This is a genomic window from Actinomadura rifamycini DSM 43936 (assembly GCF_000425065.1).
Taxonomy (GTDB): Bacteria; Actinomycetota; Actinomycetes; order Streptosporangiales; family Streptosporangiaceae; genus Spirillospora; species Spirillospora rifamycini.
This window is the reverse complement of sequence record NZ_AULB01000003.1, coordinates 136813-161365: the sequence shown is the minus strand read 5'-3', so window position 1 is coordinate 161365 and position 24553 is coordinate 136813. Positions and strand designations below refer to the sequence as shown.

Genomic DNA, 24553 nt, shown 5'->3' with positions numbered 1-24553 from the left:
TACGGGGGTATCGCGCATGCAGATGCGCGAAAAGATCATCGAGGCGGCGCTGCGCCGCCTCAACGAGGACCCGGCGGCCTCGATGGCCGACCTCGCCGAGGCCGCCGGGATCAGCCGGGCCACCCTGCACCGCCACTTCGCCGGACGCGACGAGCTGATCGACGAGATCGGCACCCAGGCGCTCGACCGCTGGGAGGCCGCCCTGGACTCCACCGGGGTGGACGCCGCCGCGGCGTCCGCCGACCCGGACGTGCACCTGGCGACCGTCCGCGCGCTCCTGGAGGTCTTCGCCGACCTCGCCCACGAGCACGGCTGGTCGATCACCTTCGCCCCGGCGGAGTCCCGTGCCCGCCTGCAAGAGCGGTCGGACCGGCTGGAGGAGCGCGAGATGCGCCTCTACACCGCCGCCCAGCGGTCCGGCGTGCTCCGCCCCGACCTGCCCGTCCGGTGGGTGAGCAACTGCGTCTACGGGCTGTGCGTCACGGCCCGGGAGAGCCTGCGGCGCGGCGACGTCGCGCCCCGCGACGTCGCCCGGCTGATGGCCGAGACCTTCCTGACCGGGGCGGGGGCCCGGCCGTGACCTCGAAGACGCCGCCCGCCCCGGACGCCTCCGACGCCCCGGACGCGCCCCGCGCGGCCGCCGCGCCGGACCCGCGCCGCTGGGCGGGCCTGGCCGTCCTGTCGGCGAGCCTGCTGCTCGTCGTCATGGACATCACCATCCTCAACGTCGCCCTCCCGGCGATCTCCGCCGACCTGCGGCCCGACACCGTCTCGCTGCTGTGGATGGTGGACGTCTACGCGCTCGTCGTCGCGGGCCTGCTCGTCACCGTCAGCGCGCTGGGCGACCGCTGGGGCCGCAAGCGGATGCTGATCAGCGGGTTCGCGGTCTTCGGCACCGCGTCGGTCCTGGTCGTGTTCGCCGACAGCCCGGGCGACGTCATCGCCGTGCGGGCGCTGCTCGGCGTCGGCGGCGCGATGATCATGCCGTCCACGCTGTCCATGATCCGCACCCTGTTCCCGGACGGGCGCGAGCGCGCGACCGCGCTCGGCGTCTGGGCGGCCATGGCGGCGTTCGGCGCGGCGTTCGGCCCCATCGTCGGCGGGTTCCTGCTGGAGCACTTCTCCTGGCACTCGGCGTTCCTGGTCAACGTGCCGGTGATGGCCGCGGCGATCGTCGCGGGGCTCCTCCTGCTGCCGGAGGCGCGCCACCCGCGCCCCGGGCCGCTCGACTTCCCCGCCGTCGTGCTGTCGATGGCCGGCATGGTCGCGCTCGTCTACGCCATCAAGAACGCCGGCAAGTACGGCCTCACCGACGCCACCGCGCTGGTGTCGGCCGCGGTCGCCGCGGCGGCGCTCGGCTGGTTCGTGCGCCGCAGCCTCCGCCGTCCCGACCCGCTGCTGGACCTGCGGCTGTTCCGCCTGCCCTCGTTCGGCGCGGGCGCCCTCGCGGCCATGACCACCGAGCTGGCGATGGCGGGCATGATGCTGCTGATGGCCCAGTGGATGCAGCTCGTCCAGGGCTACGGGCCGCTGGAGACGGGGTTGCGGCTGCTGCCGACGGCGCTCGCCGCGATCGTCGCGTCCCCGGCCGCGCCCGCGGTCGCCGCGCGGGTCGGCGCCCGGACCGTCCTGGCGGGCGGGCTCGCGGTCGCCGCGCTCGGCTTCGCCGTCCTCGGCCTGGCCCCGCAGCCGATCGGGTACTGGCCGGTCGCCCTCGCGCTGATGCTGATCGGGCTCGGCATGGGGTCGCTCGCGATCGCGTCCGCCGTCATCATGGCGGGCGCCCCGCCGGAGAAGGCGGGCAGCGCCGCCGCCGTCGAGGAGACCAGCTACGACATCGGCGGCGCGCTCGGCATCGCGCTGCTCGGCAGCCTCGCCGCCGCGGTGTACCGGAGCGACCTGTCGACCGGCGAGCTGGCGTCGCTGGGCGTCACCGGCGGCGCCGCGGACGCGGCCCGCGAGTCCCTCACCGGCGCGCTGGACGTCGCGGGCTCGGTCAACGCGTCCCTGGCGGACTCCGCGCGGACCGCGTTCGAGCACTCCCTCGGGCTGACCGGCCTCGCGGGCGCGCTCCTCATGCTGGCCGCCGCGGCCGTCGTGTGGCGCCTCACCCCCCGCGATCTCGATCTGTCGGCCGCCGACCACTGAGCGCCGCGCGCCGCGCGCGGGCCCGCCGAGGCCGTAGCCTGGTGCGTCACCGATGGGAAGGGAGCCAGATGTCGGCGACGCGGCTGCTGGTGCTCGGCGGCGTGCGGCGGTCGGGGCGGGCGCACGGCTACACGGTCCGGCGCGAACTGCTGTCGTGGGGATCGGACGAGTGGGCGCACGTGAACCCCGGCTCGATCTACCACGCGCTCAGGCAGCTCGCCAAGGAGGGCCTGCTGCACGCCCACGGCGTCGAGGAGAGCGACGCGGGCCCCCCGCACGTGGACTACGAGATCACCGACGCGGGCCGGGAGGAGTTCCTGCGGCTGCTGCGGTCCGCGATCGGGACGGTCGACGTCCGGCACCCCGAGATGCTGACCGCCGGGCTCGGCTTCCTCACCGAGCTGCCGCGCGCCGAGGCGGTCGCGCTGCTGCGGGGGCGGCTCGACGGCCTCGCGGCCTGGCGGGCGTCGGTGGCCCCGCCCGCGGAGCGGCTCGACCCGGGCGACCACCTGCGGGAGCTGCTCGGCTGGTGGACGCACTCCGCGGACGCCGCGACCGCGTGGACGCACGGGCTGATCGAGCGGCTCGAGGCGGGCGCGTACGTCATGGCGGGCGAGACCGCCGAGACCGCCGAGACGGGCGGGGCGTCCGAGACGGGCGGGGCGTCCGAGACGGGCGGGGCGTCCGAGGCGGGCGGGGCGTCCGAGGCGGGCGGGGCGTCCGAGGCCGCCGCGACCGCCGGCACCACGGGGTAGGCGCGGTCCCGCCCGTACCCGGCGCGGCCGGGTGCGGGCCGGATCAGGTGTCGACGAACGTCTGCGGGACGACGACGCGCAGCGCGTTGCCGCGCAGCCGGATCGTCACCGGCGTCCGGCCGCGGACCTCGCCGTCCACGTCGACCCGCAGCGGCGGGTCGGTCTCGATCTCGACGCGGTCGGTGGTGAGGAACACGTCCTCGGCGAGCGAGCGGCGCGGCCCGGTCAGCACGTGCCGGGCCGTCGCCGACGCCAGCCGCAGCCGCCGCTCGTCGCCCAGCCGGTAGACGGCCAGCAGCCGGTCGTCCGGGCTGGCGTCGCGGGCGATGCGGGTCCCGCTGTGGTGGGCGCCGTTGGCGACGTTCAGCTGGTGGGTCTTCATCTCGCGGGTCTCGCCGTCGATGGTGATCCGCGCCGTGAACGCCCGGTGCCGGGGCAGCAGGCCCGCGGCCGTCAGCGCGTACGCCGCCCGTCCGGCGTACCGCTTGAGCAGGTGCGGGACCTTGCCCGCGACGTGCACCGACAGCCCGAGGCTGACCATGTTCGCGAAGATGTGCGCGCGGTCGTCGCCGGGGCCCTCGGCGCGCGGGTCGTCGGTGCTGTCGAACCAGCCGACGTCCACGTCCGCGACCTTGCCGCCCGCCGGACCGCCGACCCGCAGGGTGCGGACGGCGCCCGGCAGGTCGAGCGGCAGCTCCAGGCTGCGCGCGAAGTTGTTGGTGGTGCCGAGCGGCAGGACGCCGAGGGCGATGTCGCGGTGCGCGAGGTTTCCGACGGCCTCGGCGACCGTCCCGTCGCCGCCGCCGACCACGACGAGGTCGGGCTCCAGCGCCAGGACGTCCTCGAACATGCCGCGCAGCGTGCCGGGGTCGGTCACCGGGAACACGCGGACGAACTCGAGCCCGGCCTCGTCCAGCAGCCGCCGCGCCGTCCCGTACAGCCGGCGCCCGCGGCGCGACCGCGCGTTGACCACCAGCACGGCCCGGCCGCCGGACCGGATGGCCGACTCCAGTTCGGTCTTGCTGCGCATCTCAGGTTGCTCCGCCTCCGGGCGCTCGCCCATTCCACGTTCGGCGCCACCCTACCGGTGACGTGGACCGCGATCCCCGGCCCGATATTTTATAAACCGATTACTCAACGGTGAAACACCGGGTGAGCCGGGGCTCCCGACAGAGATCACGTAGAGTGCGGGCGTGACCGAACCACGTTCCGGGCCGCGTTCGGACGCCGAGATCACCGGCTTCTGGCGGGCGCTGGGCCTCCCCGGGCTGATCGACGTCCACACCCACTTCATGCCGCCGCGCCTGATGGACGCGGTGTGGGAGTACTTCGACCGGGCCGGACCGCTGATCGGCACCGAGTGGCCCATCCGGTACCGGCTCCCCGAGGACGAGCGGATCGCGTTCCTGCGCGACCGCGGCGTCCGCGCGTTCACGTCCCTGCTGTACCCGCACCGTCCCGGCATGGCCGAGTCGCTGAACGCGTGGGCCGCGGAGTTCGCCGCACGCGTCCCGGAGTGCGTGCAGACCGCGACGTTCTTCCCCGAGCCGGACGCCGCCGGCTACGTCCGCCGGGCGATCGACGCTGGCGCCCGCGTGTTCAAGGTCCACCTGCAGGTCGGCGGGTTCGACCCCCGCGCGCCCGAACTCGACGAGGTGTGGGGGACGCTCGCCGACGCGGGCGTCACCGCGCTCGTCCACGCCGGATCGGGCCCGGTCGCGAACGGCTTCACCGGGCCCGGCCCGTTCGGCGGCGTCCTCGCCCGGCACCCCCGCCTGTCGGCGGTCGTCGCGCACATGGGCGCCCCCGAGTGCGCCGGGTTCTTCGAGCTCGCCGACCGGTACGAGGGCGTCCGTCTCGACACCACGATGGTGTTCACCGACTTCGGCCTGTCCGAGTTCCCGGACGCCCTCATGCCCCGGCTGCGCGACCTCGGCCTCGCCGGGCGCGTCCTGCTCGGCACCGACTTCCCCAACATCCCGTACGCGTACGCCCACCAGCTCGAGGGCCTCGCCCGCCTCGGCCTCGGCGACGACTGGCTCCGCGCCGTCTGCTGGGACGGCCCCGCGAAGCTGCTCGGCGTCCCCGGCTGACCGGTCAGTGGCCGCAGGGCGCCGAGCCCGCGTGCCGGTGCGGCTCCGGCGAGTCCGACACGTGCCGGGGCCCGTGCGCGTCGTCGCAGTGGACGGCGGACGCCGCCGCGTGGTCGACCTCCAGCGTCGTGTGCGTGATCCCGTACCAGGCCCGCAGGACCTCCTGCAGGTCCCGGCGCACCGCGTGGCAGTCGCCCTCGCCGTCCACCAGCACGTGCGCCGACAGCGCCGGGTAGCCCGAGCTGACCTCCCACACGTGCAGGTCGTGGACCTCCTCCACGCACGGCCGCCGCGCCAGCCGGGCACCCAGCTCGGCGGGGTCGATGCCCGCGGGCGCCGCCTCCATCAGCACCCGGCCCGCGTCCCGCAGCAGCCCGTACCCGGCCTTGAGCATCAGCGCCGCGACCACCAGCGACGCGATCGCGTCGGCCCGCGCGAACCCGGCCGTCCAGACCAGCAGCCCCGCGATCGCCGTGGCGATGAACGCGAACAGGTCGTTAAGGATGTGCTGGAACGCTCCCTCGACGTTCAGGCTGCTCCGGTTCGCCTTGCCGATCAGCCACGTCGCGATCAGGTTGACCACGACCCCGGCCAGCGCCGTGAAGAAGACGAACCGGCCGTCCACCTCCGGCGGGTCGATGAGCCGGTGCACGCCCTCGTAGACGAAGTACACCGTGAGCAGGATCAGCGTCAGCCCGTTGAGCTGCGCCGACAGGATCTCCGAGCGGCGCAGCCCGTAGGTGTACCCGCCCTTCGGCGGCCGGGCCGCGATCCGCATCGCCACCAGCGCGAGCGCGATCGCGAACGCGTCCGTCATCATGTGCGCCGCGTCGGTCATCAGGGCCAGCGACCCGGCGAGGAAGCCGATCACCACCTCGACCGACATGTAGCCCACGATCAGCGCGAGCGCCCCGCCGAGCAGCCGCCGGTCCGCGCTCGCGGAGATGCCGTGCCCGTGGCCGTGCCCCTGCTCGGCGCCGTGCCCGTGCCGCGCCGCCGTCATGACCCGTCCTCCCCGACGTGCGCGAGGGCCAGGTCCAGGAGCATCCGGACGTGCGAGTCGTCCAGCCGGTAGTACGCCCGCCGCCCGGCCCGCCGCACCTGGACGACCCGGCTCGCGCGCAGCAGCCGCAGGGGGTGCGACACCGCCGACTCCGAATGCCCGCAGGACGCCGCGATGTCGCACACGCACATCTCGCCGCCTTCGAGCAGCGCGGTGATCACGCGCAGCCGGCCCGGGTCGGACAGCAGCCCGAACACCTGCGCGAGCTCGCCGATCGTGTCCCCGTCCGGCAGCGCGGCCCGGACCAGGGCGACCTTCTCCGGATCGACGACCCGGACGGCGCATTCCTCGGCGGTCGCGACATCTGAAGGAGTGCTCATATGAGCAACCATAGCGCAGGTCCGCGGCCGGAGGCCGGGCGCTCACCCCCCGGCCCGCCCTCCTCCGGCGAATCCTCGCAGGTCACGGCCCTCGATCGCGGCCGCCATGAGGTCGGGGAACGCGTCCGGCGTGCACGCGAACGCGGGCACGCCCAGCGCGGCGAGCGCCGCCGCGTTCCCGTGGTCGTGCGCGGGCGTCCCGTCGTCCGACAGCGCGAGCAGCACCACCACCCGTACCCCGGACGCCGTCAGCGCCGCCGCCCGGCGCAGCAGCTCGTCCCGCGAACCGCCCTCGAACAGGTCGCTGATCAGCACCAGCACCGTCGAGGACGGCCGGGTGACCAGCCCCGCGCAGTAGGCGAGCGCCCGCCCGATGTCGGTGCCGCCGCCGAGCTGCGTGCCGAACAGGACGTCCACCGGATCGCGCAGCCGCCCGGTCAGGTCCACCACCGACGTGTCGAACGCCACCAGCGACGTCCGCAGCGACCGCAGCGACGCGAGCGCCGCGCCGAACACCCCGGCGAACACCACCGACGCCGCCATCGACCCGCTCTGGTCGACGCACAGCACCACGTCCCGCAGCGCCGCGCGCCCGCGCCGCCCGTGCCCGACCAGCCGCTCCGGGACGAGCGTCCCCCGGTCCGGCAGGTAGTGCCGCAGGTTCGCGCGGACCGTCCGCTCCCAGTCGACGTCGGCGGCCCGCGCCGGGCGGGCGGTGCGCGCCGACCGGTCGAGGGCGGCGCCGACCGCCGACCGGGTCCGCTGCGCGAGCCGCCGCTCCAGGTCGTCCGCGACCCGCCGCACCACGGCCCGCGCCGACTCCCGCGCCCGGTCCGGCAGCACGGTGTTCAGCGCCAGCAGCGTGCCCACGAGGTGGACGTCCGGTTCGACGGCGTCCAGCATCTCCGGCTCGAGCAGCAGCCGCGCCAGGTCGAGCCGCTCGATCGCGTCCCGCTGCATGACCTGGACGACCGTCGACGGGAAGCACGCGCGCACGTCGCCCAGCCACCGCGCCACCGACGGCGCCGAGTCCCCGAGCCCGGCCCCGCGCCGCCCCGGCCGCGCCCGCCGCTCCCCGGAGTCGCTTCCGTACAGCCGCTCCAGCGCCCCGTCCATCCGCGCGTCGTCCCCCGCGAGCGCGGCGCCCGTCCCGTCCGCGGGCCCGCCGCCGAGCACCAGCCGCCACCGCCGCATCCGCTCGTCGTCCGGAAGGGTCATGTGGGGGCCTCCCAGCCGAGGATGGCGCGGACGGTCGTGGCGGCGGCCTCCGCGCGGTCGGGGTCGACGCCGGCGGGGGACGCGCCGGGGCGGGCGGGGCGCGGGTCGTGCAGGCGGCGGGCGCGGGCGCCGATCGAGCGGCGCTCGGCGGCGGAGAACGTCGCGAACGTGCGGCGCAGCAGCGGCAGCACGTCGGTGAACGCGGCGGCGGGCAGGTCGGCGAGCCAGGCGTCCACGAGGCGCAGCAGGCCCTCGTCGTGCATGAGGATCAGCCCGCCGCCGGACAGGTCGCCGCCGGACAGGAAGCCCTCGACCCACGCGGCCGCGCGGGCCGGCGGAACGCCCGCGGAGACCGCGCGGGCCATCCGGCCGGGCGCGTCGTCGAGGACGCCCGCGTCCAGCAGCAGCCGGGTGACGCGGCCCTCGACCAGGCCGTGCAGGCCCTCCGGGCGGGCGACGAGGCGTTCGAGGGCGCGGCGCCAGCGGGCGAGGCGGGACTCGTCGCCGAGCAGCGCGAGCGCGCCGTGCACGGCGTCGACGTGCTCGAGGGCCGCGCGGGCGGCGTCCTCGTCCAGGCCGGTCAGCGCGGGCGCGAGCCCCACGCGGATCCGCGCGAGAAGGCCGTCCACGACGGCGCGGAGCCGGTCGCGGGACGTGCCGCGCACGTCGCCGTACCGCAGGGTGCGGACGAGCGCGGGCAGCGCCGCCATCAGGCGCAGGGCGTCGGCGTCGACGGCGGCGCGGTCGGCGAGAGCCCGCAGCACGGCCGGCAGCGCCTCCCCGAGGTCGGCGAGCAGGCAGCGTTCGGCGAGGCCGGTGAGCTCCGCGAGGTCGTCGGCGTCGGCGGCGAGCGCCTCGGCGCGGACGGCCGCGGCGCCCCGCACGGTCGTCCCGCAGGCGCCCGCCTCGATCAGCGCGACGTCCAGCTCGGGCCGCCACTCGAGCGTCCACGTCTCCCGGAACGTCCCGGTCGAGCGGCCCCCGGCGGGGACGCCCCAGTCGACGTCGAGCAGCCGCAGCCGGTGCAGCAGCCGGGAGCGGTCGAGGTCGAAGGGGCGGCGCAGGTCGAGGTCGTGGTCGCGGGGCCGGGGCGACGGCCGCAGCCGCAGCCGCCGCTGCCGCGCGTGCAGGTCGCGCTGGAGCGGCACCATCGGGGTGCGGGGCGGCACCGAGCCGAGGCGCTCGCCCACGACGAGGCGCCGCTCCAGCAGCTCAACGCGGGGTTCGGCGCCCTCGCACAGCACCGCGCGGGCCGCCTCGGTGACCTCGTCGAGGCCCGGCAGCGGGCGGCCGCGCAGCGCCGCGAGGGACCCGGCGAGCCGCACCGCCTCGATCACCTGGCCGGGGGAGACGTGCAGGTCCTCGCCGCGCAGCACCCGCGCGGCCCCGGCGAGCCACCGCTCGACGGGCCGGTCGGGCGCCGTGAACAGGTGGTGGTACCAGCCGGGCGACGCGACGCCCGCGCCGTAGTGGGAGCGGGCGGCGAGCCGGCCGTGCGTCCACGGCACCCACGTCATCGCGACCCGCACCCGGGGCAGGCCGCGCAGGGTCCGGTCGTCGCGCGCGGCGGGGACGTCGGCGAGCACGGCCGGGGCGTGCCACGCGCCGCACACGACCGCCACCCGCTCGTGCCCGTCCCGAAGTGCGCGCCGCACCGTCCGCCGCATGCACGCCTCGCGGCGCTCCTCGGCCCCGGCGGGCGGGCCCGCGCGCTCCCGCAGCTCCGCCATCGCCTCGAGGATCGCGGGGAAGGGGGACGGGCCGCCGTCGCGGTGCTCCACGACGTCGTCCCACCAGCGTTCGGGGTCGCCGTGCCCGGCGGCGCGCGCCAGCTCCCCGAGCGGGTCGACCCGGACGTCCGGCGCGGCGGGGCCGTCGGGGGCGGCGAACGCGACGGCGGCGGGCAGGTCGCAGAACCGGACGGCCACGCCCGCGCCCACCCCGTACCGGATCGCCTGCCACTCGGGGCTGAACTCCGCGAACGGCCAGAACGCCGACCGGCGGCCCTCGCCGTCGGCGTCCCCCGGCGAGTACGCGAGCAGCGCGACCGGCGGCACCATCTCCGGTTCGCCCGCCAGGCCCACGAGCGCGTCGGCCTCCGGCGGGCCCTCGACCAGCACCGCGTCCGGCTTGAACTCCTCCAGAGCCGTGCGCAGCGCGCGCGCCGAACCGGGACCGTGGTGCCGGACGCCGAACACCTCGACCGTCAAGAGACCTCCCGGCACGCCCGGTAGAAGTCGTCCCAGCCCGGACGGTCGCGCACCACCGTCTCCAGGTACTCCTGCCAGGCCACCCGGTCGGACGCCGGGTCCTGGACGACCGCGCCGACGATGCCGCCGGCGACGTCCGCCGCCCGCAGCACCCCGTCCCCGAAGTGCGCCGCCAGCGCCAGCCCGCCCGTCACGACCGAGATCGCCTCGGCGGTGCCGAGCGTCCCGCCGGGCGACTTCAGCCGGGTGCGGCCGTCGCCGGTCAGCCCCGACCGCAGCTCCCGGAACACCGTCACGACCCGGCGGATCTCCTCCAGCCCCGCCGGGGCCTCCGGCAGCTCCAGCCCCGCGCCGATCTGCGCGACCCGCCGGGCGACGATCTCGACCTCGTCCTCGACGGTGTCCGGCAGCGGCAGCACGACCGTGTTGAACCGGCGGCGCAGCGCGCTGGACGGCTCGTTCACGCCCCGGTCGCGGTCGTTCGCCGTCGCGATCACCGTGAACCCCTTGCGGGCCTGCACCTCCGTGCCGAGCTCCGGCACGGGCAGCGCCTTCTCCGACAGGATCGTGATCAGCGCGTCCTGGACGTCGCCGGGCATCCGGGTCAGCTCCTCGATCCGCGCCACCGACCCGCGCCGCATCGCCCGCAGGACCGGGCTCTCCACCAGCGCCCCCTCCGAGGGGCCCTCCGCCAGCAGCCGCGCGTAGTTCCACCCGTACCGGACGGCCTCCTCCGGGGTGCCCGCCGTGCCCTGCACCAGCAGCGTCGAGTCGCCGCTGATCGCCGCCGCCAGGTGCTCCGACAGCCACGTCTTGGCCGTCCCCGGCACGCCGAGGAGCAGCAGCGCCCGGTCGGTCGCGAGGGTCGCCACCGCGACCTCGACGAGCCGCCGCGGCCCCACGTACTTCGGGACGACCGCCGTCCCGTCCGGCAGGTCGCCGCCGAGCAGGTACACGGTGACGGCCTGCGGCGACAGCCGCCAGCCGGGCGGGCGCGGCCGGTCGTCGTGCTCGGCGAGCCGGGCCAGCTCCGCCGCGTGCTCCTGCTCCGCGTGCGGGCGCAGGACGGCCTCGGGGGACGCGGCGCCGCGCCCGTTCGGGGGAGTGGTCAACTCAGCTCCTTCAGCATCTCGCCGCGGAACCGCAGCGTCTCGACGAGGTCGGTGAGGGGCCGGGGGTGCGGGCGCACCGGATGCCCGGCCAGCCGCTCCGCCGCCCCGGGGTCGAGGCGCAGGTCGGCGACCCGGCACAGCCGCACCAGCGTGTGCTCGGCGGCGCGCGTCGGCAGCCCGGCCGCGCCGGTCAGGATCGTGACGACGGCCGCCGCGAGCGGGCCCGTCCACGGGCCCGGCACCCGCTCCAGCAGCCGCAGCAGCTCCGCCCGGTCCGGCGCCCGCCGGACGAGCGCGGCCGCCGCCGCGCCCCGCTCGCCCTCCGGCAGGAGGCCCAGCAGGTCGGCGAGCGCCTCCGGTTCGTCGACGGCCGCGGCGCCGCCGAGCAGCGCGCGCGCCCATCCGGCGTCCCGCCGGTTCAGCGCGGCGCGGGCCCACCCGGTGTGCAGGTCGCCCGCCCCGCCGCCCGCGACCGGCAGCCGCACGATCCCCTCGGGCGGCAGCCCGAGCAGCGGCGGCCACGTCTCCGGCGGCGTCCGGGCGAGGATCTCCCGCAGCCACGCCGCCCGCGTCCCCACCGGACCGCTCCCCGGGCGCGGCGCGAACGACCCGCCGGGATGGAACGGGACGCCGTCGCGGGCGAGCCCCGCGTCGTGCTCGTGCGGCGCCTCCACCTCGAGCCGGGGGCCGTCCGGGCCGGGCCGCAGCCGCAGGCACGCGCGGGCCCGCGCCGCCATCCGCTCCCCGTACGCCGCGCCGGGCAGCCGGGCGAGCAGGTCGGCGGCGAGCTGCCGGACGTCCTTGCCCCGGTCGTCCAGCGCGGCCTCGAGGAACTCCTCGTCGCCGGGGGAGAGCCCCCACGCGAACGTCGCGAGGAACGCGGCCCGGTCGGGCGCGGGCTCGCGGTCCCACGTCTCGCGGAGCAGGTCCCGCGCCGCCGCCGGATCGGTGCCGCGCAGCCCCGACAGGTACGCGGCGCGGCGGTGCCGGGTGCCGCTCCGCCACGCCTCCGCGCCCGCCGGGTCGTCGCCGGACCGGACCGGGCCCGCCCCCACCAGGTACGCCCAGTCGGTGTTCTGCAGCGCCAGCCACATGCCGCGCCGCCCGGCCGCCCGCGCGATCGAAGGCCGCAGCATCCGGTCGCTGCGCCCCCGCTCCAGCAGCGCGGGCAGCAGCCGCGCGGGCACCCGCAGGCCGCGCGCCGCCGCCGCGTCCAGCCACTCCGGCAGCACCCGGATCTGCTCCCCGGCCAGGATCCGCGCGAGCCGCGCCGCCGCCGCGTCCGGGACCGCGGGCGCGTGCTCGGCCGGCGCCGGGGCGATCGGCTCGAGGTCGCCGCCGCGCGCGGGGACGGCCCCGGCGCGCCGCCGGACCGCCAGCAGCGCGGCCTGGTCGAGCAGCCGCGCCGCCGCGTCGTCCCCGCCCGGCTCCCCGCCGGACTCCCCGTCGAGGACGGGCGGGTCGCGGCGCTCGGTTCCGAGCAGCGCCGCCGCCACATGCTCGTCCCACCCGCCCGCGTCCCACCCGCCCGCGTCCCGCCCGCTCACACCCGCCCCCTCACAGCCGGACCGCGCCTTCGGCGGGGTGCCAGACGGTGAGGGGGCGCAGGCCGCGCGGCGTCCACTCGCCCGCGAGGGCGACGCGCTCGCCGGCCGCGACCGCGAGCAGCGTCCACGGGACGGGGCCGCGCAGCGGCAGCGCGTCGCCTGGCCCGTCGACCGCGAACAGCGCGCCCGCCGCGTCCCGCGCGAGGCGCACGCCGGCGAGCGCCGCGGGGTACCGGTCGAGCCACGGGTCGCGCGCCACGGCGGCGGCGTGCTCGTCGAGGAACGCCCGGACGCCGGTGCCCGGCGGCGCGCCGGGGCCCGTGTCGTCCGCGGCGAGGCGTTCGGCGACGAGGGCGCGCAGCGGCAGGGCGCCCGGGTAGTACGCCAGTTCGGCCTCGAACCGGGCGCCGGCGGGCGGCGCGGGCTCGGGCTCGTCGCGGGGGCCGGTGAACGCGAGCAGCAGTGCCGGGCGCCCCGTCCGCTCGCCGCGCAGCCAGACGCGCCGCGCGGTGAGGACGTCCCGGGCGGCGTCGCGCGTCCCGACGACCCACCAGCGGTCCCGGACGCGCTCGCCGTCGCTCAGGACGGCGTCCCGCGCGACGGGGAACCCGACGCGCGCCCGGACCGTGGCGTGCAGCCCCGCCGGCAGGGCGTTCCGCCGCCGGTGCGCGCGGACGAGCAGCCGCAGCAGCGCGTACTCCGCCAGCAGGCGGCCCGGCCAGCCGGGTTCGCGGGGGACGCCCGCGAGGGCGCGCACCCGCCCCGCGAGCGCGCCCGCCTGCGCGTCGACGAGCCGCCGCGCCGCGTCGTCCCAGAGCCGGTAGGGCGCCCGTTCGGCGCGGGCGAGCCCGTGCGCGACCTGGTCGCGCAGCCAGCGGTCCAGCTCGGCGAGGCCGTCGTCGACCCGGCGGCCCCGCCGCTCGCCCGTCCCGAGGTCCCTCACGAAGCCGAAAATACCGGCGGGGTCCGACATTCTCCGGGGCGCTGACTCCCGGTCAGGCGCGCCGTCGGTTCCGTCCGGCGGTGGGCCGGGAGCGGCGGCGGGCCCGGCGGAGGCGCGCCTTGCGCTTGCGGTGGTACTTGCCGCGATCGAGCTTGGTGTCGGCCATGCACCATCGTGGTCCGCCCGCGCGCCGGCGGCGACCCCGCTGACCGCATCCGGCCCCCGGGTCAGCGCCGCGCCGGGGACCCGTCCGGCTCGCGCTCCCGGGCGGCGCCGCGCCGGGCCCGGACGATCTGCGCCAGCAGGACGCCCGCCGCCGCGGCGCCCGCGACGGCGGCGGCGACGGCGCCGTCCGGGACCCGCCCGGCGACGTCCTGCACCCACCGCTGCGCGGCGAACTCGGCGTCCACGTCGAGGAGCGCGGGCATCGCGGACGTGCCGTCGAACAGCAGGAACAGCGCCCCGAGCGCGATGAAGAACGCGCCGGACACCAGCGAGTTGGTGTGCAGCTCCAGCCGTCCCGCCCGGAACGCCCGGCCGCGCAGCCACCGCTTGCGGCCGAGCCCGAAACGGTCCCAGAAGAACGCGAGGAGGAACATCGGCAGCGCCATGCCGAGCGCGTAGACCGCCAGCAGGACGCCCCCGTACAGCGGGGTGCCGCTCATCGCGGACACCGTCAGCACGCTGCCCAGCACGGGCCCGGCGCAGAAGCCCGCCAGGCCGTAGAGCGCGCCGAGCGCGTACACCGAGCCGGACGAGCCGGGCCGGATCCGCGCCGCCGCGTCCTGGACGCGCCGGAACGCGAAGCCGAGCCCCGCGATCTGCGCGACGCCGAGCGCGATGACCGTCCAGCCGCCGACCGCGACCAGCACGTCGCGGTGCCCGTAGAACAGCCGGCCCGCGAACGATCCGGCCACGCCCAGCGGCACCAGCGTGGTGCACAGGCCCGCGTAGAAGACCGCGGTGCGCCCGACGAGCCGCGGCGTGCCGGTGAACGCGTAGGCGAAGAAGGCCGGCAGCAGCAGGGCGCTGCACGGGCTGAGCAGGGCGAGCAGGCCGCCGAGGAACGCGGCCGCCATGCCGATGTCGGGCGTCACCGGCCCGCCCCCTCCGCCTGCCGCAGCGCCGCGCGGATCTCGCCGTCGAACACCTCGAACGGCTGCGCGCCCAGCATCGGCTTCCCGTTGATCAGGAACGCCGGGGTGCTGGGGACGCCGAGTTCGTGGCCCTCGGCCATGTCGCGCCGCAGGGCCTCGACGGCGGGGTCGAGCGTCATGTCGAGGCGGAACCGGTCGAGGTCGGGGACGCCCGCCTCGCCGGCCATCTTCGCGAGGTTGTCCCGGGAGAACGCGCCGCTGTTGCGCTTGCGCTCCTTCGCGTAGGCGACGTCGTGGAACTCCCAGAATCTCCCCTGGAGGCCCGCCGCGTACCCGGCCCGGGCGGCGGCCTCGGACTCCGCGCCGAAGATCGGGAAGTCGCGCCACTCGATGCGCAGGTCGCCGTTCTCGACGTACCGCATCAGTTTCGGACGGACGTCGCGGGCGAACTTCCCGCAGAACGGGCACTGGAAGTCGGAGTACTCGATCAGGACGACCGGGGCGTCCGCGCGGCCGACGGCGCGCGGGTCGCCGGCCTGCCGCCGGGCGACCTCGGGGCCGTCCTGCGCACCGCCCGACGGGGCGGCCGAGGGGGACGGCGGCGCGGACGTCCGGTCGCCGCGGCCGCCGCCTCCGCCGAAGGCGGAGACGGCGCCGAAGACGAGCGCGGCGATCAGGACGGCCGCGGCGGTGACGGTGACCTTCCGGTTCGGGCCGGACTCCGGGCCGGAAGGAGTGGTGCTGGGCACGATGCTGCTCCTCGGAGAAAGGGAATGCGGGATCGCGGCCGGTGCGCGCGTCCGGCGTGCGCCGGACGGCGTGACGGGCCGTGCAGTGACCGTGACGGTCCGTGCGGCGCCGGGAGGGCGCCGACGGGCCGCGCGCGGAGCGGCGCGCGGCTCTAGATCCGCAGTACGGAGAGCAGGATGTGCCGGGGCTCGGGCGGTGCCGGCCCGCTCTCGTTCCGCGCGATGGGCGCGGCCGGGACGCGGGGCGGCGGCGCGAGGGTAGCCGGGACGAGGGTGGACGGCGCCTCGGGCGCGGCGGCCGGGGCGGACTGCCCCGGGGTGGTCTTCTGCTTCGAGCAGTACCGCTCGTCGCCGGTGCCGTCCGCGTCCGGCGCGCCGGCCTGGACGTGGACGGCCGCGGGCGCCGCGCCGGGGCCGGCCGCCGGGGGAGGCGCGGACGCCTCCGCCCGGTCGACCGGCTTCAGGCAGACGGCCGCAGCGACGGCGAGCAGCATCAGCGCGATCACCAGCACCCGCACGGGAAGCGGCCGGTCGGCGGCGGCGCCGCGCACGGCCCGGCGGGCGGTGCGGGCGAGACTGCCGGAGACCATGAAGCGTTCCCGTTCACGTGGGTGCGGTACATGCCCACTGTACGGACGCCCGCGCCGAAAGCGAACGCGACGGGTTCCGGCGGACGGGTCAGCCGCCGGGCAGGAGCGGGGGACCGGGCAGGTCGGGCAGCGACAGGTCGGACGGGACGAGCAGCGCGCCGCCCGCGACCAGCGCGGCGAGCGCGACCGCGCCGAACATCGTCACCCACGCCGCCCCGGGGACGCCGGTCAGGTGGGCGAGCTGGTCGGCGTCGGAGGTCGGCGCCATCCGCCGCGCCCGCATCCGCTGGAGCTCCACCACCGGGCGGGCCGCCGCCAGCAGCAGGAACCACGCCGCCAGGTACGCGAAGCCCGCCTGGACCTCCGCCGACCCGAACCACGACACGGCGAACACCAGCGCGCCCGTCCCGACCACCGACAGCACGCCGTAGGCGTTGCGGATCATGACGAGCATCCCCGCGAGCAGGGCCAGCGTGAACCACAGCATCAGGGTGATCCGCCCGGCCGCCAGCAGCACCGCGAACAGCAGCCCGAGCAGGGGCGGGGCGACGTATCCGGCGAACGCCGTGAACACCATCCCGGGGCCGTGCGGCTTGCCCCGCGACACCGTCACTCCCGACGTGTCGGAGTGCAGCTTGATGCCGTCCAGCTTCCGGCCGGTGAGCAGCGCCGCCAGCGCGTGCCCGCCCTCGTGCGCGATCGTCACCGTGTTCCGCGCGACCCGCCATGTCGGGCCGTGCAGCACCGTGCCGAGCGCCACCAGGCCGACGAGCGCGACCAGCCACCACGGAGGGTCGGGCTGCGTGCCCGTCAGGCGGTCCCACAGGTCGGCGATGCTTGCGTTCTCCACGTCCACCCCGGATTCGTCGTCGCGATGCCCAACAGTAGGACGTCGCGGACAAGGCTCGCGTTCGGTTCCGCACCCCCGGAACGCCGACGCCGCCCCCGATTGTGAGACATGTCACGCGTCCGCGCCCGTATCTCGCCGCCCCGCCGCGTCGCGGCAGGCCCGAGTCGTGCGGTTCCGTTCCGGTACGACCCGCACAACCGTTATGGTGCCCTCCCGTACGGCGGGCGCCACGCCACCTCCGTGGGGACGGACGGTGGCGCGACGAGAGGTGACGGGATTGGGCGGGGGACGCTCTCCCGGGCGGACGGGGAAGCCGCACGGGATCATCCGGTATTTCGGACGCGACCGGCTGACGGGGCAGGCGGCCATCGCGCTCGCGGGCGTGCTGGTCGTCGGCGCGCTCGTGTACGGCGTCGGCGCGGCGAGCGCCCGCTACCGGCTGTCGGACGTCGGCGCCTGGCTCGGCGCGAGCGCCAAGGGCCTCGTCGTCCACGCCAACGGGCCCGCCGGCAAGGTCGACGGCAGGGCCGAGCTGCCCGCGCGGATGCGCGGGCACCGCATCGAGGTCGTCCAGGACGGCACCACGGTCCTGCTCGTCGACACCGACACCGGCGTCGTCAGCCGCATCGACCCCGCGCAGCTCGAGATCACCGGGTCGCGCGGGCTGGGCGGGCCCGGCCTGCAGGTCGCCGTCGGCGGCGGCGCCGCCTACACCGTCGACCTCGTGAAGGGCGTCGTCCAGCGCATCGACCCCGTCAGCCTCGCGCCGCTCGGCGCCGCCGCGACCCTCGCGGCCCCCCTCGGCCAGGCGGGCATCGACGGCCGCGGCGCCCTCTGGGTGCCGGTCCCGCAGGACGGGCGGGTCGTGCCGTTCCACGGCGGCGGCCCCGGCACCCCGGTCGACGTCGGCGAGCCCGGCGCCACCCTCTCCCTCACGATCGCCGCCGGGACCCCGGTGGTCGTCGACAGCACGTCCGCGACCGCGCACGTCGTCCGTCCCGAGGGCGTCCAGACGATCCGGCTGCCCGCGGCGGTCGCGGGGACCCGCGGGGGCGTCAAGCTGCCCGCGGCGACCGACGGCGGGGTCGTGCCGATGCTCGGCGCGGGCGGCTCCCTGCACCTGCTGGACACCGGCGTCGGCCGCGTCGAGTCGGTGGCCCTGCGCGTCCCCGACCACGAGTTCGCGCCCCCGCACATCCTCGGGTCGCGCGTCTACCTGCCCGACCGCACGTCCGGGCGCCTCCTGGTGTTCGACACCGCCGCCGGCGCCTGGCGGGAGCCGGTCGCCGCCACCCGTCCCGGCGGCGCGGTCGAGGCGCTCGTCCGCGACCACATGCTGTGGTTCAACGACCCCGACGGCGCCTTCGCCCTCGCGTTCAGCCGCGACGGCGCGGTGAAGCGGGTGCGGAAGTACGAGGAGGACGTGCCCGGCGGCGCCCGCCGCCCGCTCCCCGTCCAGGCGGACCCGGGCGGCGGCGGGGACGGCGCCAACACCGGCGGCGGGCGCGGCGGCGGGAGCGGCTCCGGGGGCGGCCCGTCCCGCCGGCCCGAGAAGCCCGAGCCCACCGCCCCCGAACCGCCGATCCCGGCCGCGTCCGGCGAGAACGGCTCGGTCGTCGTCCGGTTCACCGCCGCGCCGCAGCCGCAGGGCGTCCGCCCGATCACCGGCTTCGCGCTCCTGAACGCCGCGGGCCGCCCCGTCGCGGGCGCGTCCCCGCGGACGCACCCCGGCACCGCGACCGAGGGCGCGTTCACCGTCGGCGGCCTCACCTGCGACTCGACCACGCACGTCTTCAAGGTCGCCGCCGTGTACGAGGACGCGTCGGGGAAGACGAAGTTCAGCCCGTCCGGCGAGGTCGGCGCCGCCGCCTGCCAGGCCCCGCCCCCGGCCGCCGGCCTGCGCGCCGAACCGGTCGACCACGGCGCCCGGCTCACGTGGGACGCCTCGCCGGGGCACGATGTGACCTACACGGTCACCACGCCCGCCGGGACGCTCGAGACGCAGTCGACGTCGGCGACGGTCGGCGGCCTGCGGAACAACGCGCGCCACCAGGTCACCGTCACCGCCCGCAACGGCGCCGGAACGTCCACGCCGGTCGCGACGACCGTCGACCTGGCGTATCCCACGCGGCAGTTCCAGAACCAGAACAACGGCCAGACGAACACCATCATCCGGTCCACTCCCGGAACCGGCGGCGGTCAGAACGGCAAAATCCCGAAGGACCGGATCGTCACGATGACCGTCGTGTGCCAGGTGCGGGGCGAGCCCTACACCGATCCGGAGAGCGGGAGCAGCAGCGACGTCTGGAACCAGGTCCGGACGCCGCACGGCGACGGCTACCTCAACGACACCCTCGTGCGGACGACCAAGGGCCGGGGCTTCCCCTCGGACGGGCTGTTCGAATGCGAGGGGTGATCGGCCGCCCGTCCGGCGCCGGGGCGGCGGACGGATTTCGGGCGCAACCGAAGACGGGGTGGCGGCGTCCGAGTCACGACATGTCCGGCGGGGCCGGGCGGTGAGCACCGGGGAGCAGGGAATGACGGAGAACGCCGGGGTCGACCCGGACGCGCCGGCGGGACGGTTCGCGCAGATGTTCGCCGCGCTGGCGGGCAACGTGGAGCGGGTCGTGCGCGGGAAACGGGACCGGGTGGAGCTGGCGCTGACGTGCCTGCTCGCGGAGGGGCACCTGCTCGTCGAGGACGTCCCGGGCGTGGGGAAGACGACGCTGGCGCGGGCGATCTCGGCGTCGGTCGAGGCGGAGTGGGCGCGGATCCAGTTCACGCCCGACCTGCTGCCGAGCGACATCACCGGGGTGTCGATCTTCAACCAGGGGAAGAACGCGTTCGAGTTCCACCCGGGGCCTATCTTCGCGAACATCGCGGTCGCGGACGAGATCAACCGGGGGTCGCCGAAGACGCAGTCGGCGCTGCTCGAGGTGATGGAGGAGCGGCGCGTCACGGTGGAGGGGCGGCCGCATCCGGTGCCGCGCCCGTTCATGGTCGTGGCGACGCAGAACCCCGTGGACATGGACGGGACGTACCCGCTGCCGGAGGCGCAGCTCGACCGGTTCCTCATGCGGATCTCGATGGGGTACCCCGACCACCGGTCCGAGGTGGCGATGCTCGCGGGCGCGCCGACCGGCGCGATGCTCGACCGGCTGCCGCCGGTGATGGGGCGCGACGACCTCGCCCGGATGATCGACTTCGCGCGGCGGCTGCACGTGGCGCCGCCGCTGCACGACTACGTGGTGCGGGTGGTGTCGGCGACCCGGGGGCACCCGGACCTGCGGCTCGGCGCGAGCCCGCGGGCGAGCATCGCGCTGCTGGGCGCGGCGCGGGTGCGGGCGGCGGCGGCCGGGCGCGGGTACGTGGTGCCCGAGGACGTGAAGGCGCTCGCGGTGCCGGTCGTCGCGCACCGGCTCGTCGTGACGCCGGAGGCGGAGCTGCGGGGGCGGGGCGGGGCGGACGTCGTGGACGAGGCGCTCGCGAACGTGCCGACGCCGCAGGCCGCCGTTGTCTGAGGGGCGCGGGGTGAACGTGCTGACGCCGCTGGGCCGGGGGATGGCGGCCGCGTCGCCGGTCCTGTACGCCGCGGGCTGGTGGCTCGGGTACCCCGAGCCGGCGGCGTTCGCCGTGGCGGGGCTGGTCGCGGTGCTGGCGGCCGTGCTGTGGACGCTGCCGCGGCCGCGGCTGGAGGTGCGGCGGGAGATCACGCCCGCGAAGGTCGGCCGCGGCGAGCCCGCGACCGGGGTGCTGCACGTGACGAGCGCCGGGCGCGGCGTGCGGGGGCTGACCGCGCGCGACGCGGCGGGCTCGGCGGACGTGGCGGTGGACGTCCCGCGCCTGCGGGCGGGCGCCACCCGGACGGTGTCGTACGCGCTGCCGACGGACCGGCGGGGCCGGATCGCGGTCGGCCCGCTGCGGCTGGTGCGCGCCGACCCGCTGCGGCTGGCGCGGCGGGTCCGCGAGTACGGCGCGCCGGGGTCGCTGCTGGTGCGCCCCCGGACGGTCGTGCTGCCGCCGCTGCCGTCGGGCCGCGCGCACCACCTGGAAGGGCCGACGAGCGACCGGTCCCCGGCGGGGACGGCGACGTTCCACGCGCTGCGCGAGTACGTCGTCGGGGACGAGCTGCGGCACGTGCACTGGAAGTCGTCCGCCCGGACGGGGACGCTGATGGTGCGGCAGCTCGTGGACGCGAGCCTGCCGACCACGACGGTGGTGCTGGAGGCGCGGCCGGACCGGTGGGCGGACCCGGACGACTTCGAGCTCGCGGTGGACGCGGCGGCGAGCGTGGCGGCGGGCGCGGCGGCGGCGGGCTTCCCGGTCCGGGTGCTGACGGGGAACGGGCCGGTCGCGGAGACGCGGGGCGGCCCGGGCGACGTCGAGGAGATTCTGGACCGGCTCACCGGCGTCGCCGCGCGGGAGTGCCCGCAGCCGACGATGGACGTGGTGCGGCGTGTGCGCGCGGGCGGCGCGCTGGTCGCCGTCACGCCGGGCGACGCCGAGCTGGGCCGGATCGCGGCGGTGCGCGGCCGGTTCGACCGGGTGGTGGTGCTGCGCGTGCGCCCGCCGGGTCCCGTGCCCGCGCCGCCGGGCGTCCGGGTCGCCGACGTCGCCGCGCTGGACGACCTGCCGGAGACGTGGCGGCGGCTGGGGGCGGTCCGATGAGCGGGATCCGGCCGGCCGCCCGGTACGCGTCGCTCGCGGTCACGGCCGCGCTGGCGGCCGTCGCGGGCCTGGCGTTCCACCGGGTGTTCGGGTACGGGCCGGTGGTGCCGGTGGCCGCGGTCGCCGCGGTCGTCCCGACGCTGCTGTCCGCGCTGCTGTCGGGTCCCCGCAAGAAGGGGCGGCCGTGGCCGCTGTGGCCGTCGCTGGTGCTGACGGTCGCCGCCTGGGCCGGGACGTCCGCGCTCACCGTGCTGCGGCCCGCGCTGAGCGCGGGGACCCTGCCGCAGACGCTCCGGGACGGGGTGCTGAACGGGTGGAAGGAGATCCTGACGACCCTGCTGCCCGCCCCGGCCGAACCGCGCCTGCTGCTCGTCGTCGGCGTGCTGGTGTGGGCGGCGGCGTTCGCGGCGGCCGAGACGGCGCTGCGCACGTCGCGGCGGGCGCTGCCGTGCGTCCCGGCCCTGGCGGTGTGGGCGGTCGCGCTGCTGCTCGGCGTGGACGGCCCGGGGACGAACGTGCCGCTCGCCGCCGGGACCGTCGTGCTGGTCGCGGTGCTGGCGCTGGTCCGCTCCGGCGAGCCCGACGCGGGCCCGGCGTGGCGGCCGATCGCGCTCGGGGTGCCGTCCGCGGCCGTCCTCGGCCTCGTCGCGTACCTGGTGGCGCCGGTGGTGCCGGTCGCGGCCGACCCCTACGACCCGCGCGAGCAGGTGGCGGCGCCGCCGCCGCTGCAGCGCGACGGCGTCAGCCCCCTCGACCGCGTCGGCGGGTGGCTGCTGCGCCCCGACCAGGTCCTGTTCACCGTGGACGCCGACCGGCCGGAGATCCAGCGGCTCGCGGTGCTCGACGCGTTCGACGGGGTGACGTGGTCGTCCACCGCCCGGTTCGTCCCGACGGGCAGCCGCGTGCCGGAGCGGCCGGAGGAGCCGGGGGCGCCGGAGCGGTCGCACACGACGACGCAGCGGGTCACCATCGGCGACCTGCCCGGCGTGTGGGTGCCGGCGCCCGACCGGCCCCGCCGGGTCGAGGGCCTGCCCGTCGTCGCCGACCCCGCCGCCGGGACGCTCGCCGCCGCGGAGCCGCCGGCGCCCGGAAGCTCGTACACGGTCACGTCCGTCGTCCCGGAGTGGCGGGCCGAGGACCTCGAGGGCGCGCGCGTCGCCCGCGACGCCGAGGCCCGCGCCGCCCTGAAGCTGCCGTGGGGGCCGGGCGCGGCGAAGGAGCCCGTGCAGCTCGACGAGTTCGAGCGGTTCGCGGCGGCCGCGACGCGCGGCGCGTCCACCGGCGTGCAGAAGGCCGCGATGCTCGCCGAGTACCTCAAGCGGTACGCGAAGTACGACGTGACGGCGGCGCCCGGGCACGGCTACCGGCAGATCGACTACTTCCTCGCCGAGGGCCGCCGCGGGACGCCCGAGCACTTCGCCGCCGCGTACGCGCTGCTCGCCCGCTCGGCGGGGCTGCCGTGCCGGCTCGTCGTCGGGTTCTCCGGCGGGAAGCGCGCGGGCGGCGCCGTGCAGGTGCGGGCGGGCGACGTGATGGTGTGGCCCGAGGTCAAGTTCGAGGGGCTCGGCTGGGTGCGCTTCAACCCGCTGCCCGACAACGCGCGGCGCTCGAAGGACAGCGACGCGGTCGCGGCGGGGGAGTCGGCGCAGTCCCTTGAGCAGGCGCAGAAGAACGCGGCGTCCCGGCAGCAGGGCCCCGGGGCGGGCGAGAAGCCCGGGAAGGGGGCGGCGCGGACGGCCGCACCGGACGAGCCGACGCCATGGTGGGTGCTCGCGTCGATCGCCGGGACGGCGCTCGTCCTCGGGTACGTCCTCGCCGTCCTCATCGCGCCCGCCCTGCGCACCCGCCGCAGGCGGGCCGGGCCGCCCGCCGAGCGGATCGCGGGCGCCTGGCGGCAGGCCCTCGACCATCTCGCCGACGCCGGCCTCGGCGCGTCCGGCGCCCTCACCGCGCAGGAGGTCGCGCGCTTCGGCGGGGCCGGCGTGGGCGCCGCCGCGCAGGGCGAGCTCGACCCGCTCGCCGAGCTCGTCGACCGCACCCGCTTCGCGCCGGTCCCGCCGGACGCGGCCGCCGCCGACCGCGCCTGGCGGCACACCGACGCCGTCGGGCGGCTGGTCACCGCGAAGGCCGGGCGGCTGCGCCGCCTCCGCCGCCGCCTGCACCCCCGCTCCCTCACCGGGCGCTGACTAGGGTGGCCGGATGCGCACGCGGACGCTGCCGGGCGGACCCGGCGAACGCTCATGACCGCCCGTCCCGTCCGGGTCCCCGGACCGGACGACCTGGACCGCGCGTGGCGCGCCGTGTCGCGGCGCCTCGCGCCCACGCCGCTGGTGCCGTCGGGCCTCGCGCCCGGCGCGCTGCTGAAGCTCGAGACGTTCCAGCCGACCGGCTCGTTCAAGGTGCGGGGCGCGGTCGCGGCGGTGGACGCGCTGCCCGCCGGGGAACCGGCGGTCACGGCCAGCGCGGGCAACCACGGCCTCGGGATGGGGTACGCGGCGGCCGCGACGGGCGCGGACGTCACCGTCGTGGTGTCCACCCGCGCGTCGCGCGCGAAGACCGACCGCATCGCCGGCTTCCCGGTGCGGCTCGTCCGGCACGGGACGACCTACGACGAGGCCGAGGCGCACGCGCTGACGCTGCCCGGCCGGTACGTCTCCCCGTACAACGACCCGGCGGTCATCGCCGGGCAGGGGACGATCGGCCGGGAGCTCGACGCGCAGGCCGAGGGCCCGCTGACGGTCGTCGCGCCGGTGGGCGGCGGCGGCCTCGCGGCGGGCCTGTCCCTGTGGGCGCGCGGGCGCGGCGACGTGCGGATCGTCGGGGTGGAGTCGGCGGTGTCGCGCGGCGTGGCGGCGTCGGTCGAGGCGGGACGCGTCGTGGAGGTGCCGGTCGGCGACACGTTCGCCGACGGGCTGCCGGGCAACCTCGAACCGGGCTGCGTCACGCCCGGGCTGATCCGGGGCGCCGGCCTGACGGCCGTCACGGACGCCGAGATCCGCGCCGCGCTGCGGTGGCTGCTGAGCGAGCACGGGCTCGTCGCCGAGGGCGCGGGCGCCGCCGGGGTCGCCGCCGTCCTGGCGGGCCGCGTCGAGACCGCGGGGCGGCTCGTCGTCGTGCTGTCCGGACGCAACATCACGATTCCGACGTACGCCGCGGCCCTCGACGCGGGAAACGGCGACTAAACCCGTCA

21 protein-coding genes are annotated in these 24553 nt (G+C 77.4%); 9 read left to right on the top strand and 12 right to left on the bottom strand.

Features of this window, described 5'->3' with window-relative positions:
- The first annotated feature begins 16 nt into the window (after positions 1–16).
- From H505_RS0100595 to H505_RS0100585, 3 genes are all read left to right on the top strand, one after another.
- The gene (locus tag H505_RS0100595; RefSeq protein WP_026400406.1) at positions 17–580 is read left to right on the top strand and encodes a TetR/AcrR family transcriptional regulator; all 564 of its coding nucleotides are present in this window, start codon (positions 17–19) and stop codon (positions 578–580) included.
- Positions 577–2148 (top strand): MFS transporter, encoded by a 1572-nt coding sequence (locus tag H505_RS39090; protein WP_034516071.1) that lies wholly within the window; start codon positions 577–579, stop codon positions 2146–2148. The genes H505_RS0100595 and H505_RS39090 overlap by 4 nt, the downstream gene beginning before the upstream one ends.
- Positions 2149–2216: 68 nt before the next feature.
- Positions 2217–2903, top strand: coding sequence for a PadR family transcriptional regulator (locus H505_RS0100585; protein WP_026400405.1), 687 nt, complete (start codon positions 2217–2219; stop codon positions 2901–2903).
- Between the two features lie 43 nt (positions 2904–2946).
- Here H505_RS0100585 and H505_RS0100580 read toward each other — a convergent pair whose 3' ends face one another.
- A complete protein-coding gene (locus tag H505_RS0100580) occupies positions 2947–3933 on the bottom strand; it encodes a diacylglycerol/lipid kinase family protein (RefSeq protein ID WP_026400404.1) in 987 nt (328 codons plus the stop codon).
- Between the two features lie 163 nt (positions 3934–4096).
- Here H505_RS0100580 and H505_RS0100575 point away from each other — a divergent pair, with 163 nt between their 5' ends.
- Positions 4097–4996, top strand: a complete 900-nt coding sequence (locus tag H505_RS0100575; RefSeq protein ID WP_026400403.1) for an amidohydrolase family protein — start codon at positions 4097–4099, stop codon at positions 4994–4996.
- Between the two features lie 4 nt (positions 4997–5000).
- Here H505_RS0100575 and H505_RS0100570 read toward each other — a convergent pair whose 3' ends face one another.
- The 11 genes from H505_RS0100570 to H505_RS39075 all read right to left on the bottom strand — a co-directional run bounded on the left by H505_RS0100570 (position 5001) and on the right by H505_RS39075 (position 16695).
- Entirely contained in the window at positions 5001–5999 is a 999-nt protein-coding gene (locus H505_RS0100570) for a cation diffusion facilitator family transporter (protein ID WP_026400402.1), read from the bottom strand.
- Positions 5996–6379, bottom strand: a complete 384-nt coding sequence (locus tag H505_RS0100565; RefSeq protein WP_026400401.1) for an ArsR/SmtB family transcription factor — start codon at positions 6377–6379, stop codon at positions 5996–5998. Before H505_RS0100565 ends, H505_RS0100570 begins: the two co-directional genes overlap by 4 nt.
- Before the next feature lie 42 nt (positions 6380–6421).
- Positions 6422–7597, bottom strand: a complete 1176-nt coding sequence (locus H505_RS0100560) for a VWA domain-containing protein (RefSeq protein ID WP_026400400.1) — start codon at positions 7595–7597, stop codon at positions 6422–6424.
- On the bottom strand, positions 7594–9807 hold the full coding sequence (locus tag H505_RS0100555) for a DUF5682 family protein (protein ID WP_034516068.1): 2214 nt from the start codon (positions 9805–9807) through the stop codon (positions 7594–7596). The genes H505_RS0100560 and H505_RS0100555 overlap by 4 nt, the downstream gene beginning before the upstream one ends.
- Complete coding sequence (locus H505_RS0100550; RefSeq protein ID WP_026400398.1) at positions 9804–10919, bottom strand: ATP-binding protein; 1116 nt, start codon at positions 10917–10919, stop codon at positions 9804–9806. Before H505_RS0100550 ends, H505_RS0100555 begins: the two co-directional genes overlap by 4 nt.
- On the bottom strand, positions 10916–12466 hold the full coding sequence (locus H505_RS39085; RefSeq protein WP_034516066.1) for a DUF5691 domain-containing protein: 1551 nt from the start codon (positions 12464–12466) through the stop codon (positions 10916–10918). The genes H505_RS0100550 and H505_RS39085 overlap by 4 nt, the downstream gene beginning before the upstream one ends.
- A 10-nt stretch (positions 12467–12476) precedes the next feature.
- Positions 12477–13409 (bottom strand): SWIM zinc finger family protein, encoded by a 933-nt coding sequence (locus H505_RS39080; protein WP_157432850.1) that lies wholly within the window; start codon positions 13407–13409, stop codon positions 12477–12479.
- A gap of 227 nt (positions 13410–13636) precedes the next feature.
- Positions 13637–14506, bottom strand: coding sequence for a cytochrome c biogenesis CcdA family protein (locus H505_RS0100530; RefSeq protein ID WP_026400397.1), 870 nt, complete (start codon positions 14504–14506; stop codon positions 13637–13639).
- Positions 14503–15255 carry a DsbA family protein gene (locus tag H505_RS0100525; protein ID WP_051299975.1) on the bottom strand — a complete coding sequence of 251 codons (753 nt, stop codon included), beginning with the start codon at positions 15253–15255 and terminating at the stop codon, positions 14503–14505. Before H505_RS0100525 ends, H505_RS0100530 begins: the two co-directional genes overlap by 4 nt.
- Positions 15256–15407: 152 nt before the next feature.
- Complete coding sequence (locus H505_RS0100520; RefSeq protein ID WP_026400395.1) at positions 15408–15845, bottom strand: hypothetical protein; 438 nt, start codon at positions 15843–15845, stop codon at positions 15408–15410.
- An 88-nt stretch (positions 15846–15933) separates the two neighbouring features.
- Positions 15934–16695 carry a M50 family metallopeptidase gene (locus H505_RS39075; protein ID WP_034516260.1) on the bottom strand — a complete coding sequence of 254 codons (762 nt, stop codon included), beginning with the start codon at positions 16693–16695 and terminating at the stop codon, positions 15934–15936.
- A 277-nt stretch (positions 16696–16972) separates the two neighbouring features.
- On the opposite strand from H505_RS39075, the gene H505_RS0100510 reads away from it, so the two are divergent.
- The 5 genes from H505_RS0100510 to H505_RS0100490 all read left to right on the top strand — a co-directional run bounded on the left by H505_RS0100510 (position 16973) and on the right by H505_RS0100490 (position 24545).
- A complete protein-coding gene (locus H505_RS0100510; RefSeq protein WP_026400394.1) occupies positions 16973–19111 on the top strand; it encodes a fibronectin type III domain-containing protein in 2139 nt (712 codons plus the stop codon).
- Positions 19112–19232: 121 nt separating this feature from the next.
- Positions 19233–20216, top strand: coding sequence for an AAA family ATPase (locus tag H505_RS0100505; protein ID WP_026400393.1), 984 nt, complete (start codon positions 19233–19235; stop codon positions 20214–20216).
- A 10-nt stretch (positions 20217–20226) separates the two neighbouring features.
- On the top strand, positions 20227–21363 hold the full coding sequence (locus tag H505_RS52250) for a DUF58 domain-containing protein (protein ID WP_051299973.1): 1137 nt from the start codon (positions 20227–20229) through the stop codon (positions 21361–21363).
- Entirely contained in the window at positions 21360–23549 is a 2190-nt protein-coding gene (locus H505_RS39065) for a transglutaminase TgpA family protein (protein ID WP_157432849.1), read from the top strand. Before H505_RS52250 ends, H505_RS39065 begins: the two co-directional genes overlap by 4 nt.
- A gap of 54 nt (positions 23550–23603) precedes the next feature.
- Positions 23604–24545: a threonine ammonia-lyase gene (locus H505_RS0100490; RefSeq protein WP_026400392.1), complete on the top strand. Its 942-nt coding sequence runs from the start codon at positions 23604–23606 to the stop codon at positions 24543–24545.
- Positions 24546–24553 lie beyond the last annotated feature (8 nt).

What these genes read in the sequence shown, in the direction of transcription:
- H505_RS0100505 (WP_026400393.1), top strand. Translation starts at nt 19,233, where the DNA reads ATGACGGAGAACGCCGGGGTCGACCCGGACGCGCCGGCGGGACGGTTC.
- H505_RS39065 (WP_157432849.1), top strand. Translation starts at nt 21,360, where the DNA reads ATGAGCGGGATCCGGCCGGCCGCCCGGTACGCGTCGCTCGCGGTCACG.
- H505_RS0100560 (WP_026400400.1), bottom strand. Translation starts at nt 7,597, where the DNA reads ATGACCCTTCCGGACGACGAGCGGATGCGGCGGTGGCGGCTGGTGCTC.
- H505_RS0100585 (WP_026400405.1), top strand. Translation starts at nt 2,217, where the DNA reads ATGTCGGCGACGCGGCTGCTGGTGCTCGGCGGCGTGCGGCGGTCGGGG.
- H505_RS0100565 (WP_026400401.1), bottom strand. Translation starts at nt 6,379, where the DNA reads ATGAGCACTCCTTCAGATGTCGCGACCGCCGAGGAATGCGCCGTCCGG.
- H505_RS0100595 (WP_026400406.1), top strand. Translation starts at nt 17, where the DNA reads ATGCAGATGCGCGAAAAGATCATCGAGGCGGCGCTGCGCCGCCTCAAC.
- H505_RS0100580 (WP_026400404.1), bottom strand. Translation starts at nt 3,933, where the DNA reads ATGCGCAGCAAGACCGAACTGGAGTCGGCCATCCGGTCCGGCGGCCGG.
- H505_RS0100490 (WP_026400392.1), top strand. Translation starts at nt 23,604, where the DNA reads ATGACCGCCCGTCCCGTCCGGGTCCCCGGACCGGACGACCTGGACCGC.
- H505_RS0100570 (WP_026400402.1), bottom strand. Translation starts at nt 5,999, where the DNA reads ATGACGGCGGCGCGGCACGGGCACGGCGCCGAGCAGGGGCACGGCCAC.
- H505_RS0100520 (WP_026400395.1), bottom strand. Translation starts at nt 15,845, where the DNA reads ATGGTCTCCGGCAGTCTCGCCCGCACCGCCCGCCGGGCCGTGCGCGGC.